This is a genomic window from Bacillus timonensis (assembly GCF_000285535.1).
Taxonomy (GTDB): domain Bacteria; phylum Bacillota; class Bacilli; order Bacillales; family Bacillaceae_L; genus Ferdinandcohnia; species Ferdinandcohnia timonensis.
On the sequence record NZ_HE610988.1, the window covers coordinates 150,199 to 165,870 of the forward strand.

Annotated in this window: 16 protein-coding genes and 1 pseudogene; 7 read left to right on the top strand and 10 right to left on the bottom strand. The window is 35.7% G+C overall.

Annotation, left to right across the window (positions count from 1 at the left end; genetic code table 11):
- The first annotated feature begins 9 nt into the window (after window positions 1-9).
- On the top strand, window positions 10-843 hold the full coding sequence (gene comER / locus BTHG_RS18340; protein ID WP_010678197.1) for a late competence protein ComER: 834 nt from the start codon (window positions 10-12) through the stop codon (window positions 841-843).
- A gap of 159 nt (window positions 844-1,002) precedes the next feature.
- Here comER and BTHG_RS18345 read toward each other — a convergent pair whose 3' ends face one another.
- The 8 genes from BTHG_RS18345 to BTHG_RS18380 all read right to left on the bottom strand — a co-directional run bounded on the left by BTHG_RS18345 (window position 1,003) and on the right by BTHG_RS18380 (window position 6,256).
- On the bottom strand, window positions 1,003-1,746 hold the full coding sequence (locus tag BTHG_RS18345) for a class I SAM-dependent DNA methyltransferase (RefSeq protein ID WP_010678198.1): 744 nt from the start codon (window positions 1,744-1,746) through the stop codon (window positions 1,003-1,005).
- Window positions 1,743-2,099: a ribosome silencing factor gene (rsfS, locus tag BTHG_RS18350; RefSeq protein WP_010678199.1), complete on the bottom strand. Its 357-nt coding sequence runs from the start codon at window positions 2,097-2,099 to the stop codon at window positions 1,743-1,745. Before rsfS ends, BTHG_RS18345 begins: the two co-directional genes overlap by 4 nt.
- Window positions 2,092-2,673: a bis(5'-nucleosyl)-tetraphosphatase (symmetrical) YqeK gene (gene yqeK, locus BTHG_RS18355; protein ID WP_010678200.1), complete on the bottom strand. Its 582-nt coding sequence runs from the start codon at window positions 2,671-2,673 to the stop codon at window positions 2,092-2,094. Before yqeK ends, rsfS begins: the two co-directional genes overlap by 8 nt.
- Window positions 2,663-3,232: a nicotinate-nucleotide adenylyltransferase gene (locus BTHG_RS18360; RefSeq protein WP_026021889.1), complete on the bottom strand. Its 570-nt coding sequence runs from the start codon at window positions 3,230-3,232 to the stop codon at window positions 2,663-2,665. The genes yqeK and BTHG_RS18360 overlap by 11 nt, the downstream gene beginning before the upstream one ends.
- A 213-nt stretch (window positions 3,233-3,445) precedes the next feature.
- Window positions 3,446-3,745 carry a ribosome assembly RNA-binding protein YhbY gene (gene yhbY, locus BTHG_RS18365; protein ID WP_010678202.1) on the bottom strand — a complete coding sequence of 100 codons (300 nt, stop codon included), beginning with the start codon at window positions 3,743-3,745 and terminating at the stop codon, window positions 3,446-3,448.
- Window positions 3,739-4,584 carry a shikimate dehydrogenase gene (aroE, locus tag BTHG_RS18370; RefSeq protein WP_010678203.1) on the bottom strand — a complete coding sequence of 282 codons (846 nt, stop codon included), beginning with the start codon at window positions 4,582-4,584 and terminating at the stop codon, window positions 3,739-3,741. The genes yhbY and aroE overlap by 7 nt, the downstream gene beginning before the upstream one ends.
- 42 nt (window positions 4,585-4,626) lie before the next feature.
- Window positions 4,627-5,736, bottom strand: coding sequence for a ribosome biogenesis GTPase YqeH (gene yqeH / locus BTHG_RS18375; RefSeq protein ID WP_010678204.1), 1,110 nt, complete (start codon window positions 5,734-5,736; stop codon window positions 4,627-4,629).
- Window positions 5,737-5,740: 4 nt separating this feature from the next.
- The gene (locus tag BTHG_RS18380) at window positions 5,741-6,256 is read right to left on the bottom strand and encodes a YqeG family HAD IIIA-type phosphatase (protein WP_010678205.1); all 516 of its coding nucleotides are present in this window, start codon (window positions 6,254-6,256) and stop codon (window positions 5,741-5,743) included.
- Window positions 6,257-6,646: 390 nt separating this feature from the next.
- On the opposite strand from BTHG_RS18380, the gene BTHG_RS18385 reads away from it, so the two are divergent.
- Window positions 6,647-6,787, top strand: a complete 141-nt coding sequence (locus BTHG_RS18385; protein WP_010678206.1) for a sporulation histidine kinase inhibitor Sda — start codon at window positions 6,647-6,649, stop codon at window positions 6,785-6,787.
- A gap of 11 nt (window positions 6,788-6,798) precedes the next feature.
- Here the strand turns inward: BTHG_RS18385 and BTHG_RS18390 are convergent, their stop codons facing one another.
- Window positions 6,799-7,611 (bottom strand): phosphatidylserine decarboxylase, encoded by an 813-nt coding sequence (locus tag BTHG_RS18390; protein WP_010678207.1) that lies wholly within the window; start codon window positions 7,609-7,611, stop codon window positions 6,799-6,801.
- A gap of 141 nt (window positions 7,612-7,752) precedes the next feature.
- On the opposite strand from BTHG_RS18390, the gene pssA reads away from it, so the two are divergent.
- A complete protein-coding gene (gene pssA / locus BTHG_RS18395; RefSeq protein ID WP_010678208.1) occupies window positions 7,753-8,325 on the top strand; it encodes a CDP-diacylglycerol--serine O-phosphatidyltransferase in 573 nt (190 codons plus the stop codon).
- Between the two features lie 10 nt (window positions 8,326-8,335).
- Here pssA and BTHG_RS18400 read toward each other — a convergent pair whose 3' ends face one another.
- Window positions 8,336-10,129, bottom strand: a complete 1,794-nt coding sequence (locus BTHG_RS18400) for a M3 family oligoendopeptidase (protein WP_010678209.1) — start codon at window positions 10,127-10,129, stop codon at window positions 8,336-8,338.
- A gap of 175 nt (window positions 10,130-10,304) precedes the next feature.
- Between BTHG_RS18400 and BTHG_RS18405 the strand changes: the two genes are divergently transcribed.
- The 4 genes and pseudogenes from BTHG_RS18405 (at window position 10,305) to sigK (ending at window position 15,252) form a co-directional block, all read left to right on the top strand.
- Window positions 10,305-11,858: a spore germination protein gene (locus tag BTHG_RS18405; RefSeq protein ID WP_010678210.1), complete on the top strand. Its 1,554-nt coding sequence runs from the start codon at window positions 10,305-10,307 to the stop codon at window positions 11,856-11,858.
- 180 nt (window positions 11,859-12,038) lie between these two features.
- Window positions 12,039-12,970: pseudogene (locus BTHG_RS27495) on the top strand (GerAB/ArcD/ProY family transporter).
- Window positions 12,945-14,201 (top strand): Ger(x)C family spore germination protein, encoded by a 1,257-nt coding sequence (locus BTHG_RS18420; RefSeq protein ID WP_010678211.1) that lies wholly within the window; start codon window positions 12,945-12,947, stop codon window positions 14,199-14,201. Before BTHG_RS27495 ends, BTHG_RS18420 begins: the two are co-directional and overlap by 26 nt.
- A 337-nt stretch (window positions 14,202-14,538) precedes the next feature.
- Entirely contained in the window at window positions 14,539-15,252 is a 714-nt protein-coding gene (gene sigK, locus BTHG_RS18430; RefSeq protein WP_010678212.1) for an RNA polymerase sporulation sigma factor SigK, read from the top strand.
- The last annotated feature ends 420 nt before the right edge of the window (window positions 15,253-15,672 follow it).

Below are 15,672 nucleotides of genomic sequence, written 5' to 3' on the forward strand. Positions count from 1 at the left end.
GGGACGAACTTGAATATAGGGTTTATCGGTACAGGAAATATGGGGAAAATTTTAATAGAGTCTTTTGTAGAATCTCTTGCTGTTCCACCTTCAAAACTTACCATCACAAATCGAACACTCGAGAAAGCAATAGCCATCAAGAACTCCTTGCCAGATATTACTGTAGCAGCGACTAATGAAGAGGTTGTAAAAGGCTCTGATTTAATTTTTATTTGTGTGAAGCCTTTGGAAATTCACCCCCTTTTACACCAATTGTCTTCTTCCCTAACTAGAAATAAATGTATCATTTCGATAACAAGTCCGATTTCAGTTGAACAGCTTGAGTCAATTGTGAATTGTCAGGTAGCACGTATCATCCCAAGTATTACAAATCGTGCACTTTCAGGTGTTTCGTTATTTACTTTCGGTGAGAGTATTAGTAGCAGATTTAAGGATTATTTAACATTTTTATTTGAGCAAATTTCCACTCCAGTTCACATAAATAATGACATAACAAGAGTTTCGTCTGATATTGTTAGTTGTGGTCCGGCATTTTTTACTTATTTAGTGAGGCGGTTTATTAGTGCAGCAGTAAAGGAAACGAAAATAACAGAGGAACAGGCAACAATATTAGCAAGTGAAATGATAATTGGAATGGGGAAACTGCTTGATAAGCAATTTTATACATTACCAACTCTCCAGGAAAAAGTGTGTGTAAAAGGCGGTGTAACTGGGGAGGGCATTAAGGCCATGGAAGAACATATTGGTGAATTATTTGAAGAGTTATTTAGGGGCACTCATAGAAAATATGACGAGGATATTTGTGAAGTAAGTGTACAGTTCAATGAGACTCCATCTCGATAAATATATCATTTTGACAAGTAATGCGCAAGCGTATTCCGAGCAAGCAAGAAGGTTGCTCTTTGGCTTATTTGCCGGATTGATATGTGAGCTTGAGGGGCTAGACTGCTTGTACTGATGTAGAAAGCTATGTGCAAAAGAGGGCAGACATTGTCTGACCCTCTATTTCTTTGCTGTAAATAAGATTCGTTCTGATGTCTCTTGAACAGAATCTGTAAAATCAGCTTTAATATTTTGTACCTTAAAACCCGTTTCTTCAAGCCAACTTTGATACACTTCAGTCGGAAAGGTTCGTTGTTCATGGAATTCATCAAACCTTATATAGTCTTCATTATGATCATTTTTCACAAAAAAAGACAACTCATGCTCGATACTATGGGGATGTTTCCCTTCAAAACAATTCCAAATAAAACTAACCTCTTCCTCGCTGCTAACAAAAGGCCCGTCCATGAAGATTGAATCCATTTTATAAACGGAATGAACATCGAACAAAAACAGTCCATCTTTTCTTAAAAGTTGAACTACATTTTGAAAGGTTTTTCGAACCTCTTCTTCCGTTTGTAAATAATTAAGTGAATCACAAAATATCACAACAATATCAAATGGATCAAAGCCGGAGATATCGACCATGTTCTGTTTGTAGAAGTCAACCTTCACTCCAGCTTCCATAGCTTTGTTATTCGCAACAGCCAGCATGTCATCAGAAAGATCAACACCGACTACCTCATAACCTTCTTTTGCAAGTCTAATTGCAATTTCTCCCGTTCCACAACCAATGTCAAGAACACGTAATGAACCAGTATTAGTTAGATGTGATACATTTTCTTTAAAGAATAAAATCCATTGTTCATAATCTACATCACGCATCAATTCATCATAGATATAGGCAAATTCCCCATAACTCATAAACTTAGCACATCTTCAACTGTTTCAGTAGGGGCATCTCCCCAAAGGCGTTCTAAATTATAATAAGTTCGCTCATCTTTGTGGAAGACGTGTGCAATAACATCCCCTAAATCAACAAGAACCCATCTCGCTTCATCAAGACCTTCAAGTCGTTTAACATGAATTCCATTTTCATCAGCTTTGTCCTTTATTTCACGTGCAATTGCCTGCACCTGTTTTTCGGAATTTCCGTGGCAAATTAGAAAGTAATCAGCTACAAGGGACAGTCCCTTCATATTTAATGCAATTATATTTTCCGCGCGCTTATCGTCTGCAGCTTGAACGGCAAAGGTTAAAATTTCTCTTTCATTCACCTTTGGATTCCCCCTTTTTCTCAATGAGTAAAGAATTGTAAGTTTTTATTGTATCCGGGTAAATTGCTTGATTTCTTTTCGCTAAAAAAATGATGGTATTGCGCAGAGAATAGATAAGTGCTGTATCTAAATCTTTTCTTGCAACTTCCCTTACTTCCTCTACACCCGGAAAATGTCTTCCTGGTTCTATATAATCGGCTACAAAAATAATTTTTTCAAGAAGGGTCATTTTTTCCCTCCCAGAAGTATGGTATCGGATAGCATCAAGAATCTCATCATCATCAATTCCTACCTCTGACTTAACAAGGTACGCTCCCACCGGGGCATGCCATAATTCTGTATTATGAATTAATAAATCTTGTGGGAATTGTTGGTCAATGATAATTTGCTTCATTTCATCCTTTGGTCTGAATTTTGCATAGTCATGAAATATTGCAGCCGTTTCGGCCTTTTTTTCATCAGCATGGAATCGTTTTGCAAGCTCTATTGCAGTTTCCATCACACCAAGTGTATGCTGATAACGATGCTCAGTTAATTGTACTTTGACAATCTCTAAAGCTTTTTCACGTTCCATATAAGTGGTTCTCCTCTATATAGTTTCGTACTTTTTCAGGAAGTAAATACATTGTATTTCCTTTTTCTTTTAACCTCTTTCGAATCATCGAAGAAGAAATGTCCATTTGTGGAATATCTACTTCGGTGATTGGATATTGGGTTGGAAACGAATAACCTGGTCTTTTCACACCAACGAATGTTACCATTTCAATGAGTTCATCAATTTTATGCCAGTGTGGCAAATATTCGACCATATCCCCACCAATAATAAAATAAAACTTCGTATCCTGATGTTTTTCATGAAGTATTTTAATCGTATCATATGTATACGAGGGGCCTTCTCTATCCAACTCAATCAACTGCAATTTAAATTTTGGCTGATCCGAGATTGCAAGAGAAAGCATTTCAACCCGCTCTTTATCAGTCACGTAACTTTTCCGTTCTTTATGCGGAGGAACATGATTTGGCATAAACCATACTTCCGTAAGATTTAATCGTAACAAGACCTCAGAAGCGATGAAGAGGTGACCAATATGAGGTGGATCAAATGTACCACCGATAATTCCAATATGGTTCACTTTTTTCCCTCCCATTCGGACGAAAATGACACATCGAATTTCTTCGTTGGCTCGCTTTTGTCGTTCCTCACGCATTCCATATATACGCTCCGGTACTCAAAGCTTCCCCGCCTCGAACTTTCGACGCACAGGACATGCTAGTGTCGACAATGCCACATGAGGCAGTGGCGTTTTTGTCGAAGCGGTCCTTTTCATCTTCCTTTTTTTGATTACTCATTTATTCTTCGGTAGCTCTAGTTGTTTGTTTTCTTTTGACTCTTTGTACAACACAATCGTATTCCCGATGATTTGGACCAATTCAGCTTTTGCACCTTTTGTAAGCTCTTCGGCAACCGTGTCACGATCATCTTCACAATTCTGTAGGATACTTACCTTTAATAATTCGCGTGCTTCAAGTGCATCACTGATTTGTTTAATCATATTTTCGTTTACTCCGCCTTTTCCAACTTGAAAAATTGGATCAAGATGGTGAGCTTTCGAGCGTAAAAATCGTTTTTGTTTTCCTGTTAGCATGTCCTGCCTCCTAATAACTTTGTAACTAGTCTTTCCATTCGATCCGTATCTGGAAAAATTCCTGTCCATTTTTCAAAGGCTAGGGCCCCTTGATAAACAAACATTCCAATTCCATTCTGTGTGATTGCTCCATATTTTGCAGCATCTCTCAAAAATTTAGTTTCAAATGGATTATAAATGATATCACTTACAATCGTTTTTGGAGCGAGATTCTCTACTGATAGTGGAGTATCGTCCACGTTGGGATGCATTCCAACTGATGTTGTATTTACAACAACCTGATATTTGCTTAAGCTTGCTTCTGCCTCTTTAAAACTTAATGGATGCGATTCTACTTCAAACCTGCAATCGTCAATGATTCCTTTTGCACGCTCAATTGTACGATTTACGATATCAATTTTGCTTACACCCATTGCTGCTAATGATATAAATATTCCCCTTGCAGCGCCTCCAGCACCCACAATCAATACATTTGCAGAACGTAATTCCTCATTACTAATCACCCGATTTAACGAGCGAATAAATCCATTCCCATCCGTATTATAGCCTATTAATTTCCCATTCTCATTGACAATTGTATTCACTGCACCAATATTTGCTGCAACCTCTTCTACTTCATCCAAGTAGTCAATAACCTCAACCTTGTGCGGTATTGTCACATTAATGCCATATACCCCAAGTCCTCTTATTCCTTCAATTGCTGCCTTAACCTGGCCTGTTTGAACGTGAAAGGCATGGTACCTTGCTTCAATATGATATGTTTCAAACATATCATTGAGCATCGCTGGTGACATTGAATGTGAGATGGGATTTCCAATCACACCGTAAACCTTTTCCATTTCCTCACCCATTTATAAATATAATTTTGCTTTTATCTCTTTCTAAATTAATGACTTTCTCACCATTACGCCTACACCCTTAGGAACATGTGCTACAATCTTCGTCTGTGGTTCGTTAATTGTTACCCAGCCCAAACCAGAAAATACAATATCAGTTTTTGCTTCTTTTATCATAAATTCATGTGCAATCAATGGTGGGAACTCGTCTAATTCACTTTCCCCAGGTGGATTTAATAGTTCACCCTTATGGTTTTGATATAATTCATCAGCATTTTCAAGCTTTGTACGGTGAATATTTAACAAATTTGAAAAATGACAGACGAAAGATTGTCTGTTTCCAGTCACAAAATCAAAACGAGCTAAGCCACCAAAGAACAATGTTTGTTGTTCGTTTAACTGGAAGACTTTTGGTTTTATTTCTTTTTTCGGTGTTATTACTTTCAAGTCTTGTTTCGAAACGAAATGAGCCATTTGATGATGATTAATAATTCCTGGTGTATCAAATAAGGAATGCTCCTCGTCAAGTGGAATATCTATGATATCTAGTGTTGTGCCAGGAAAATGGGACGTCGTAATAAAGTCCTCCTTCTCCCCACTAAATTCCTTAATGAGACGATTGATGAATGTAGACTTTCCGACATTGGTACAACCTACAACATATACATCTTTTCCAAACCGATAATGCTCGATTGCCTCTGCTACCTCTTTAATTCCGGTTCCCTTTTCTGCACTTATTAAAAATACATCAACTGGCTTCAAGCCAAGTTCTCTAGATGATTCTTTCATCCAGTTTATTAGTTTCTTCTGTTTCACCGATTTAGGCAATAAATCTACCTTATTCCCTACCAACAAAATAGTATTGTCTCCTACAAAACGATGAAGCCCTGGTAACCAGCTGCCATTAAAGTCGAATATATCAACAATTTTCACGATTAAAGAATTGGTAGAGCCAATCCCATGTAAGATTTTTAAAAAGTCATCATCTGTTAATGAAACATCTTGTACTTCATTATAATGCTTTAATTTAAAACAACGTTGACAAATAACTTTATCTTTTTCTAGCGCAGAAGGTGGTGCATAACCTAATTTTGTTTTGTCAGCCGTTTGGATTTCTACTCCACAGCCAATACAGCTAATCTTTTCTTGTTCCACTCTATTAATCCTCCCAATAAAGCATTCCGCGACGCTTCATCCAAGTAAGTATTCTTCGTTCAACAAAGCGATTAAACTTTGTGAAAAATCCATCAGTTTGTGCAACCGGAACAACAAGAATGGTATGTAATCCACTACGGTTTCCACCTAATACATCAGTTAACAGCTGGTCTCCAATCACAACTACCTCATCTTTCTGTAGTCCCATTTCCTTTACTGCTCGTTTGAAAGCACGTCCCAATGGCTTTCTTGCTTCAAAAATAAATGGAATTCCCAGGGGATCCGAAAAGTCTTTTACCCTTTTTTCCTGATTATTTGAAACAATTGTCACTTTAATCCCATGAACATTAATGTCTTTAAACCATTTAACAAGCTCTGGTGTTGCGTTTGGACGATCCCATTCCACCAATGTATTATCTAAATCGGTTATGACACCTTTTATTCCTAACTCTTTCAATTTACTAGGTGAAATCTCTAATACAGATTTCACATGTTCATTCGGTAAAAAATTCTTTAACAATACGTTTACACCTCACCAGACTTACCTTTTTGTATCCATCCTATCATAACGAAAAATAATGGTTTCTACAAAACAAAATTACGTCACGAATGGTAGCTTTTAAAGAAAAATAAAAAAGTTTTCGACAAAAGTCAGTAAATTTCAACAGTTGTGGATAAACTTATACACAAATTACACAGTGATATACTTAGATTATCTAAATTTATAAACAAAATACCCACAGGTTATCCACCATTTCCTGTGGATAACAGAACGGTTGTTCTATTATTTTTTTCGTGATAGAGTTAAATTAATAACAGAAAATAACGTATTAGTATATGACAACATGAAGTTCAATAGAACCATACGCTAAAATTTTAGGAGGTGAATGCCAACCATTGGCAGCAAGATATGAAAAAATTATCAGATGACTTGTTGATTGAATCTTATTACAAAGCAATAAAATTAAAGCTAAGTCCTGATTTTATTCACCTTATTGAAACTGAAATTATGCGCAGATCATTAGGACATAGGATTAGAAATATATCATAACAAATCATTTATTACAAAGAGCCGTTACAGGCTCTTTTTTCTTGTTCATTCATAATACCTATAACTTGTCCAACTTTAATATTTTTCGATACACCTATTTCGGGACTAAGTGTAAAACTGTCTTTTTCAAATAATAGAATGACAGTTGATCCAAACGAAAAATACGCGATTTCTTCTCCTTTTTTCACAGTATCACTTGTGTGAGTTGTTTCTATACTATTTACAAACATTGCCCCAACTTTCACCATTGCAACTTTAGAATCACTTACTCGTATTTCTGTAATCTTTCTAAAGTTTTTAGATAAGGGATCTCTTCCATATTTTAACCCGAGTCGATTAACTGGATACGATTTCCTTCCTAATTCCCATTGCTTTGTTATGACCCCAGAAATTGGACTGTGAATTCGATGATAGTGGCTAGGGCTTAAATAAAGTATAATGTAGGTACCACCTATGTATGTAGACAACGACTCTTGGTCGCCAAGCATTTCTACCATTGAATACTGTTTATCTTTTACAATCATTTCCTTCGAATCAGTAATAATCCCCGTTTCTTCAATGACGCCATCTACTGGGCTGATTACGGTATGATTCGTTTGATCAATCTTACGACTATCCGATTTCAGTTGTCTCACAAAAAGGTCATGAAGGGTTTTAAATTCAGATAAGTTTTTTTCCATTTCAGCTTGGTTAATATTGTATATTTTCGCATAACTCGGAATAAGTATAGCACTAACTCTTGATTGTGAAAATTTTTTTAAAATCGCCGAAGTTATGCGATGATTGGTTAATTCAATGAAGAAGCGATACAGCCATTTCTGCAAATCATTTTCCCCCTAAAATTTACAATTTCCCTTTACTTTTTCGCTTTTCAAGGAATAAAATAAGGGTAATAATGCAATACTATTCTATTTTATTTATTTTGGCTATTTTTACAAGAAAATTTACCTGAAAGGAGTGAAGTTATGTTTTTCTTGGACTATTTAGATTCAACATTAAAAAAGCTTAAAGCCCATACTGCCAATATACTGACTTTAATCAACCTGAGCTTAGGTGGTTTTTCAATATTATTTATCCTCAAAAACGAATTAAACTTAGGGCTTCTCCTCATTTTTTTAGCTGCTCTTGCTGATCGATTTGATGGTATGGTAGCAAGAAAATTTCAGATTGAATCAGAGCTTGGGAAACAGCTCGACTCGATGTGTGATATTATCTCATTTGGAGTTGCACCTGCGCTTCTATTATACCAAGGAATTATCCATGAGTTCGGAGCACCTGGAATGTTTTTCACAGTCTTTTATATCGGATGTGGAGCATTTCGCTTAGCAAAATTTAATATTAGTGACAATAAAGGCTTCTTTGTTGGTTTACCAATAACAGCTGCCGGCTGTCTTTTGACACTAAGCTTCTTAGCAATCCCTTATGTTTCTCCTCAGTTCTTTATATACCTTATCATTATTCTTTCTTTCCTAATGGTCGGTACGTTTAAATTAAAAAAGTATAAAAAAACCTACCCACTTCAATTTGAAAGTGGATAGGTTTTTTTACTTATTTTGTTAGTTCCAAAAATTCTTCAACATCTTTAATTGAAAGCTTTACAGCCTTTTCCCAGAAATCACGTTTTGTTAAATCCACCCCTAAATGTTTTGCAGCAAGGTCTTCCACTTTCATGCTTGCAGTATCCTTTAATAACGCGATATACTTCTCTTCATAATCTGTACCTTCTTCCAGTGCCTTTGAATAGATTCCTAAAGAGAATAAATAACCGAATGTGTATGGGAAATTGTAAAAAGGTACCCCAGTAATATAGAAATGCATTTTTGACGCCCAAAATTGCGGATGATATTGATCCAATGCACCACAATATGCTTCCTTCTGTGCTTCAAGCATCAGTTCATTTAAACGTTCTGTGCTAACAATGCCTCGTTTACGTTCCTCGTAAAATCTTGTTTCAAACAAGAAGCGTGCGTGAATATTCATATAGAAGGCAACACTTCGTTGAATTTTATCTTCTAATAATGCGATTCTTTCGTCTTCTGATTTTGCATTTTTTACAGACGCATCCGCAACAATCATTTCCGCAAAAGTAGAAGCAGTTTCTGCCACGTTCATAGCATAGCTACGATTTAAAGTATGAACACCTGCCATTGCATGCTGATGGAATGCATGTCCAAGCTCATGAGCAAGGGTTGATACATTTGAAGGTGTTCCTGAGAAAGTCATAAAAATTCTTGATTGATTGCTTTCTGGGAAACTCGTACAAAAGCCACCTGGTCGCTTACCCGAACGGTCTTCTGCTTCAATCCAGTTGTCTTCAAAAGCTTTTTGTGTAAATTTGGTTAGCTCAGAACCAAATTTGCTAAATTGATCTAAAATAAATTCAGCACCTTCTTGATAGGAAACCTTGCTTTCCGTTTGTCCTACAGGTGCATCAAGATCGTACCAACTTAACTTATCAAGACCTAATAACTTAGCCTTCCGATTTAAATAATCAACAAATGGAGCTTTATATTCAGTAATGACAGACCACATTGTTTCCAGTGTTTCCTTGGACATTCTGTTAATATCGAGTGGCTCCCTGAGTACGTTTTCCCAGCCACGTGCTTTATATACATTTAATCGGAATCCGCCCAGATGATTTAAAGCTTCCCCGATATAGTCGGTATGCTCATCCCAAGCTTTTTCCCATTGTGTAAACATCGATTTTCGAACGCCTCGATCGGAGCTAGAGAACTTATTAAAAGCCTGACCAACTGAAAGTTGTTTTGTTTCACCATTATCCTCAAATGGAATCTTGATGTTTCCTACAACCATATTATAAAGCTGTCCCCATGCATGATAGCCATCCACACCTAAACTATTAATTAGGTTTTCTTGTTCGAGGGTGAGTTTTTCCTTTGCTCTAGTTCTTCTTTCCTCTAATATATAAGAAAGCTCGTTAAATGGAGGTTCTGATAATAGTTCATCCCAGACAGGTTGCTCAATTGCGACTAGTTTTTGATCGAATGCTGTTAAGATTGATTGAAGCTCACTACTAAGCTGAGTAGTTTTTCCTTGTAAAAGGTTCGCGCCTCGATCTGATGTGTCTTGCGCCGTTAGACAACTGACAAATGCTCCTGCTTGACGAAGCTTTTTAAACGATGATTGAAAAGCATTAAGAATGTTTACTAACCCTTCTTTGTCATGATAGTTAGTAGGTACTTGAAACGAGTCCACTAATGCACTGAATTCAGTTAATTCCTTATGCAGCGCTTCCAAAAAGGAGTGAAAAGCTGGTGAACTGCTTCCACCTTCAAAAAATACGTCCAAATCCCATTTTTGTTCATATGTACTTGTATTCAATTTTATTTCCCCCTTCTTATTTATTTAGACTCTCTAAATAATTTACATGATTCATTATAAATGGATTTTTAAAAAATTTCTATTATTTTAGAAAGATTTAACCTTCTCCTCCTTTTTTTGCATTAAATTTCACCTTAAGTGGCAAACTTAGGAAAAAGTCCGGAGTTATGTGTTTATGAAAAAGATTCCAATCAAAAATTATATAGACAAATTTAAAAATCCAAAACTTGATCCCGAGCAATATCCGGAAAAGTCAGCATCTGAAGAGATCGAAATCAAAAGCCAAGAAATTGATAAAAATCTTCATACAAACATAACCACTCTAAAGAAGATATATTCTATTCCGGAAAACAACGATGTCAAAATCCACAATTTCACAATTGGTGGGTTACATACAAAAGCTGCCCTGTTGTTTATTTCAACGACCACTGATGTGGATATGATTAGTGACCATATTCTTGAGCCTTTGTTAAAGAATGAGGATCCAGAAAAGGAAATTGGAAATCTAATCGAAGTACAATCATTCACAACTGCCCAACAAATAAAGGATATTGTGAATGGCGCTAACCAAGGGAACACCATTTTATTGGTAGATGGTGAAGAAAAAGGATTAATCATTGGTACTTCAAATTTTCAAAGCCGATCAGTTGAGAAGGCTGAAAATGAAGTTGTGATTAAAGGTCCTAAGGAAGCATTTAATGAAAAAGTAAGTACAAACATCTCCTTAATTCGAAAAAGAATAAGGAGTGAAAATTTAATAGTAGAGCAAGTATCCATTTCTAAACGTTCTCATAATGAACTTTATATTCTTTATATAAAGGACCTTACAAACGACAAATTGGTCAAAAATATTAAAGAAAGAGTGAGTGCTTTAGATATCGATGCTATTCAAAACCTCTCTCTACTGGAGCAATATATCGAAGAACGCCCGAAATCTATCTTCCCGAGTGTACTTTACACGGAAAGACCTGATCGCGCAACTTCCTTTTTAGAGGATGGATATATCGTTTTATTAATGAACAACTCACCTGCATCCCTAATACTGCCTGCAACATTTTGGTCGTTTATTCATAACCCTGAAGATCATTATTTACGATATATCTACGGAAATTTCATCCGAATACTACGTGTTTGTGCATTATTTATTACGCTTTTTGCATCTGCAATTTATGTCTCAATTACAAATTTTCATTCCGAAATGGTTCCAACAGACCTTTTATTAGCAATATCTGCAACCCGAGAAAAAGTGCCTTTTCCCTCTCTTATTGAAATATTAATGATGGAAATAGCCTTTGAGCTTATAAGAGAAGCAGGACTACGTGTTCCTAGCCCAATCGGACCAACAATTGGTATTGTTGGGGCCCTTATTTTAGGTCAGGCAGCTGTACAGGCGAATGTTGTAAGTCCGATTGTCGTTATTGTCGTCGCGTTAAGTGGTCTGTGTTCGTTTACACTTAGTGATGTAAGCATGAATTTCGCGATAAGAATCATACGGTTTGTGATTATACTTTCTGCCGGCCTATTTGGCATCTATGGGATGACTGCATTCTTTACTGTTGGAATGTTTTATATGGTTTCCTTAAAATTATTTGGTGTTCCTTACTTATCGCCAATGTCACCTAAATATCTTTCATCTAAAGATACAATTATTAGACAACTTTTAAAAAGCGAAAGAATTCGTCCTGGTTACTTAAAACCGAAAGACGTTATCAAAAAGGCAGAGGAATAGGATATGGAACAATCAAGAGGAAAAATAGGTATAAGAGAATATGTCGCGATGGTAATCTTAGTCGTTGGTGTGAAGCTTTCTGATGATACACCAACCATTTTTGTAGATTTCCTAAAAAATGCATTGTGGATGGCACCCATTCTTATTGGATTAATATCAATTCTTCCAATTTATTTAACGATGAAAGTCATTACAGCTTATAAAAATAAAAATTTACATGATGTGATTCTTCATTTGTTCGGAAAATATATCGGTACTTTTCTTTCATGTATTCTCGTACTAGCATCTTTTATAGGGCTTATTTTTGATTCAGCTATTTATGTTGATATTATTAAGACAATGTATTTTACAGAAACACCAATATTATTCATTTATTTAGTATTCATGACTGTTTGTGCTTATTGTGCTAAAAAAGGGCTTCAACATATCGGATCAGTTTCATGGTTGGTTCTCTTCTATATAAAATTTTCGTTATTAACTGCCCTAATTTTGTCATTTAAAGAAAGTAGTACAGCCTTCATTTTTCCAATTTTCGGTCCAGGAATTAAGGAGGTTTTTACAAAGAGTTCGACACATGCATCCATTTTTGTAGAATTTTTTTTATGGGGTTGATTGCTCCTTATCTTGTATCAGCAAAAGCTTTTAAAAAAGGGACATGGATTGCGTTAGTGATTGTCGTTATAGAGGTAACGATTTCATTCCTTGCTTATTTATTTGTCTTTGATTTTGAAGGATTAAAAATGATTGATTATCCATATCAAGAATTAATACGCTTGATTAGGCTTGGGTTTTTAACAAATATTGAAACCTTTTTCTTTCCGTTTTGGATTATTGCCTCATTTATTCGTTTTACAGTCTATTTATATTTAATTGCATTATTTATCGGGGGTATATGCAATATCAAAAACTTTGAATACCTCACTCCAACCCTTGCGGCAATTGTTGTGATATTTGGAGTCGCTCCTGAGGCTCCAACCTTCACAATCTTTACGTTAAGAGAGGTTTTATTAAAAGGTATCAGCCCTATGTTTATTTTGATTCCTTGTGTCATGTGGATACTCGCAAAACGTAAAGGGGATTTGAAGCATGGAAATACAAGTCAAAATAAGTAAACTTACTTTAATTTTAGCATCCTTGTTTATATTAGTTGGGTGCTGGGATAAAGAGGAGATTGATTCAAGAGCCTATGTACTTGGTATAGGTTTAGACAAATCTGATATTAAAGGTTTTTTAAATATCACTTACTTAATATCTAATCCTGAAGCTGGCTCCACTCTGCAAGGGGGAGGCGGAAATGAGCCAACACATGAAACGATTACATTCAACGCTTCAAGTTTTATTCAATCTGAAGATATCGCAAATTCCGTAATTGCAAAGTCTATAACATATGACATTTTAGACTTTTTTATTGTTTCAGAGGAACTTGCAAGGGATAAAGATTTTGTTCGCTGGATTTATGATGCAACTAAAGATCGTGAAATTAGACGTGATACGAAAATTATTGTTGTAAAGGAAAACGCTAGTACATTTATTGAACGAAATAAACCAAAACTTGAAACAAGAAGACATGAATATTTTGAACAGATATTTAATCATGCAACACAAATCGGCTTAATTCCAGATTCTGAAATACACAATTTTTTTCGAATAACTGAAGCGGATGCAGATTTATTTATTTCTGCCTATGCTACGACAATAGAGGACCATTCTACTGCCCAAAAAAACAATGATGAAGATTTAATTGCAGGAAAGTTGAAGGTGACTGGAAAAACAAATCCTGCTCAATTTCTTGGTTCTGCAGTTTTTAAAGAGGGCCAGATGATTGGAAAATTATCGGTCCAAGAAACCCGTATAACCCAATTGCTAAACAAATGGATGAAGAAACCGAGTTTTTTGGTTTCTGTACCTGATCCCTTCATGAAAAGGTATTATATTACTGCACGTTTCACACAAATAAACGCTCCACAAATTGATGTGGATGTATCGAAACCAGCACCAAAAGTCACAATGAAACTTCCTATTCAAGCTGAAATTTTAACAGACCACAGTATGGTAAACTATGCAGGAGATGAAGAGAAAAGAAGAGAATTAAAAGAGCATTTAAAAAAAGGATTTGAACAAAGAATTACAAAACTGATTAAACGGTCCCAGGAGGAATTTAAAGCTGACCTTTTTGGGCTTTCTCTAATAGCAAGAAAACATTTCTTAACCATCCCACAATGGGAGAATTATGACTGGATGAAATCATATCCTGAAGCAGATATAAGCGTATCCGTCGATATCACATTTGGGGAGTTTGGGCGACAGTCGGAATTACCTAGCTACGAAAGGATAAGAGATTAGGATATGACTTTCTTTATATATGTGGTGATGGCTATTATGTTTATTTACACAGTCGGGTTTTCCATTTCCCTCTGGAAAGATAAAAACAAACTAGGTTCAATTGTTGTTTTCTGTTTAGCTTTGATTATAGCAATTGCACCTTATTTTACAATTTTTACGTGAATATTAGGGCCGATGGTGTATAAAGAATTATCTTTTGTACTAACATCAGCTTTTTTATTTTGGACAGACACAAGCAAGCATCTTTCCTCATAACATTAAGTAATAGGCAAATGCCTAGTTAAAGTAGTGTACTGATTTTGCTTACATACACTACGATTTATGTGGAGGTGAGCGAATGTCTGGACTGCTGGCAGCATTAGGCTATTTTGTAAAAGAATTATTATTTTTAGTATCTTATGTGAAAAACAATGCTTTTCCTCAACCGTTATCTTCTTCTGATGAGAAGAAGTACTTAGAATTGTTGGCCGAGGGGAATGAACATGCTCGGAATATGTTAATTGAACATAATTTACGGTTAGTCGCTCATATAGTTAAAAAATTCGAAAACACTGGTGAGGACACGGAGGATCTCATTTCGATTGGAACAATCGGTTTGATTAAGGCAATCGAAAGCTATTCACAAGGTAAAGGAACAAAATTGGCAACGTATGCCGCGAGATGTATTGAAAACGAGATTTTGATGCACTTACGGGCTCTAAAGAAAACAAAGAAAGATGTTTCCCTTCACGACCCGATTGGTCAGGATAAGGAAGGAAATGAAATAAGTTTAATAGATGTGTTAAAATCCGAATCGGAAGATGTGATTGAAACCATCCAATTAAACATGGAGCTTGAAAAAATCAAAGAATATATTGATGTCCTTGATGACAGGGAAAAAGAAGTCATTGTGGGCAGATTTGGACTTGATTTAACAAAAGAAAAAACGCAGCGTGAAATTGCAAAAGAGCTAGGCATCTCAAGAAGCTATGTTTCACGTATCGAAAAACGTGCTTTAATGAAAATGTTTCATGAATTTTATCGAGCAGAAAAAGAAAAGAAAAAGTCATAAAGTAGGGTGGATTGCATATTTTGCAATCCACCCTTTAGGTTTTAAATTATAGTTCTACACTTACTTCTGTCCCAATGATTATTGCAATAACCGAAGTAACAACAATACCCATAACAATTATAAACATATCCATCAACCTCCATAAAAGAGATATACTTCTTACTTTTACTTTATCACTTAGGAACTGTGTATACCTTACCCACATTTGAAAATTCTGTTACCGAAATTTGACAAAATTAAGGCAACAATACCAAGCAAAAAGGAGCACCGCTTAAGGTACTCCTTTTTTTGAAACTACTGGTTATTTTTCTTAGAAAATAGAATTGTAAAAATAAGCACGTGAACCGATAGCATTCATTAACTCCTCCCAAAATGATTGTTCGTTAGGTGGAATCTTTCTCCACAGATAACCAAGCTATA

Coding starts and splice junctions, on each gene's coding strand:
- BTHG_RS18420 (WP_010678211.1), top strand. CDS start 12,945: ATGGAAATACAAGTCAAAATAAGTAAACTTACTTTAATTTTAGCATCC.
- sigK (WP_010678212.1), top strand. CDS start 14,539: ATGTCTGGACTGCTGGCAGCATTAGGCTATTTTGTAAAAGAATTATTA.
- yhbY (WP_010678202.1), bottom strand. CDS start 3,745: ATGCTAACAGGAAAACAAAAACGATTTTTACGCTCGAAAGCTCACCAT.
- yqeK (WP_010678200.1), bottom strand. CDS start 2,673: ATGGAACGTGAAAAAGCTTTAGAGATTGTCAAAGTACAATTAACTGAG.
- BTHG_RS18345 (WP_010678198.1), bottom strand. CDS start 1,746: ATGAGTTATGGGGAATTTGCCTATATCTATGATGAATTGATGCGTGAT.
- pssA (WP_010678208.1), top strand. CDS start 7,753: ATGTTTTTCTTGGACTATTTAGATTCAACATTAAAAAAGCTTAAAGCC.
- BTHG_RS18405 (WP_010678210.1), top strand. CDS start 10,305: ATGAAAAAGATTCCAATCAAAAATTATATAGACAAATTTAAAAATCCA.
- BTHG_RS18385 (WP_010678206.1), top strand. CDS start 6,647: ATGAAAAAATTATCAGATGACTTGTTGATTGAATCTTATTACAAAGCA.
- aroE (WP_010678203.1), bottom strand. CDS start 4,584: ATGGAAAAGGTTTACGGTGTGATTGGAAATCCCATCTCACATTCAATG.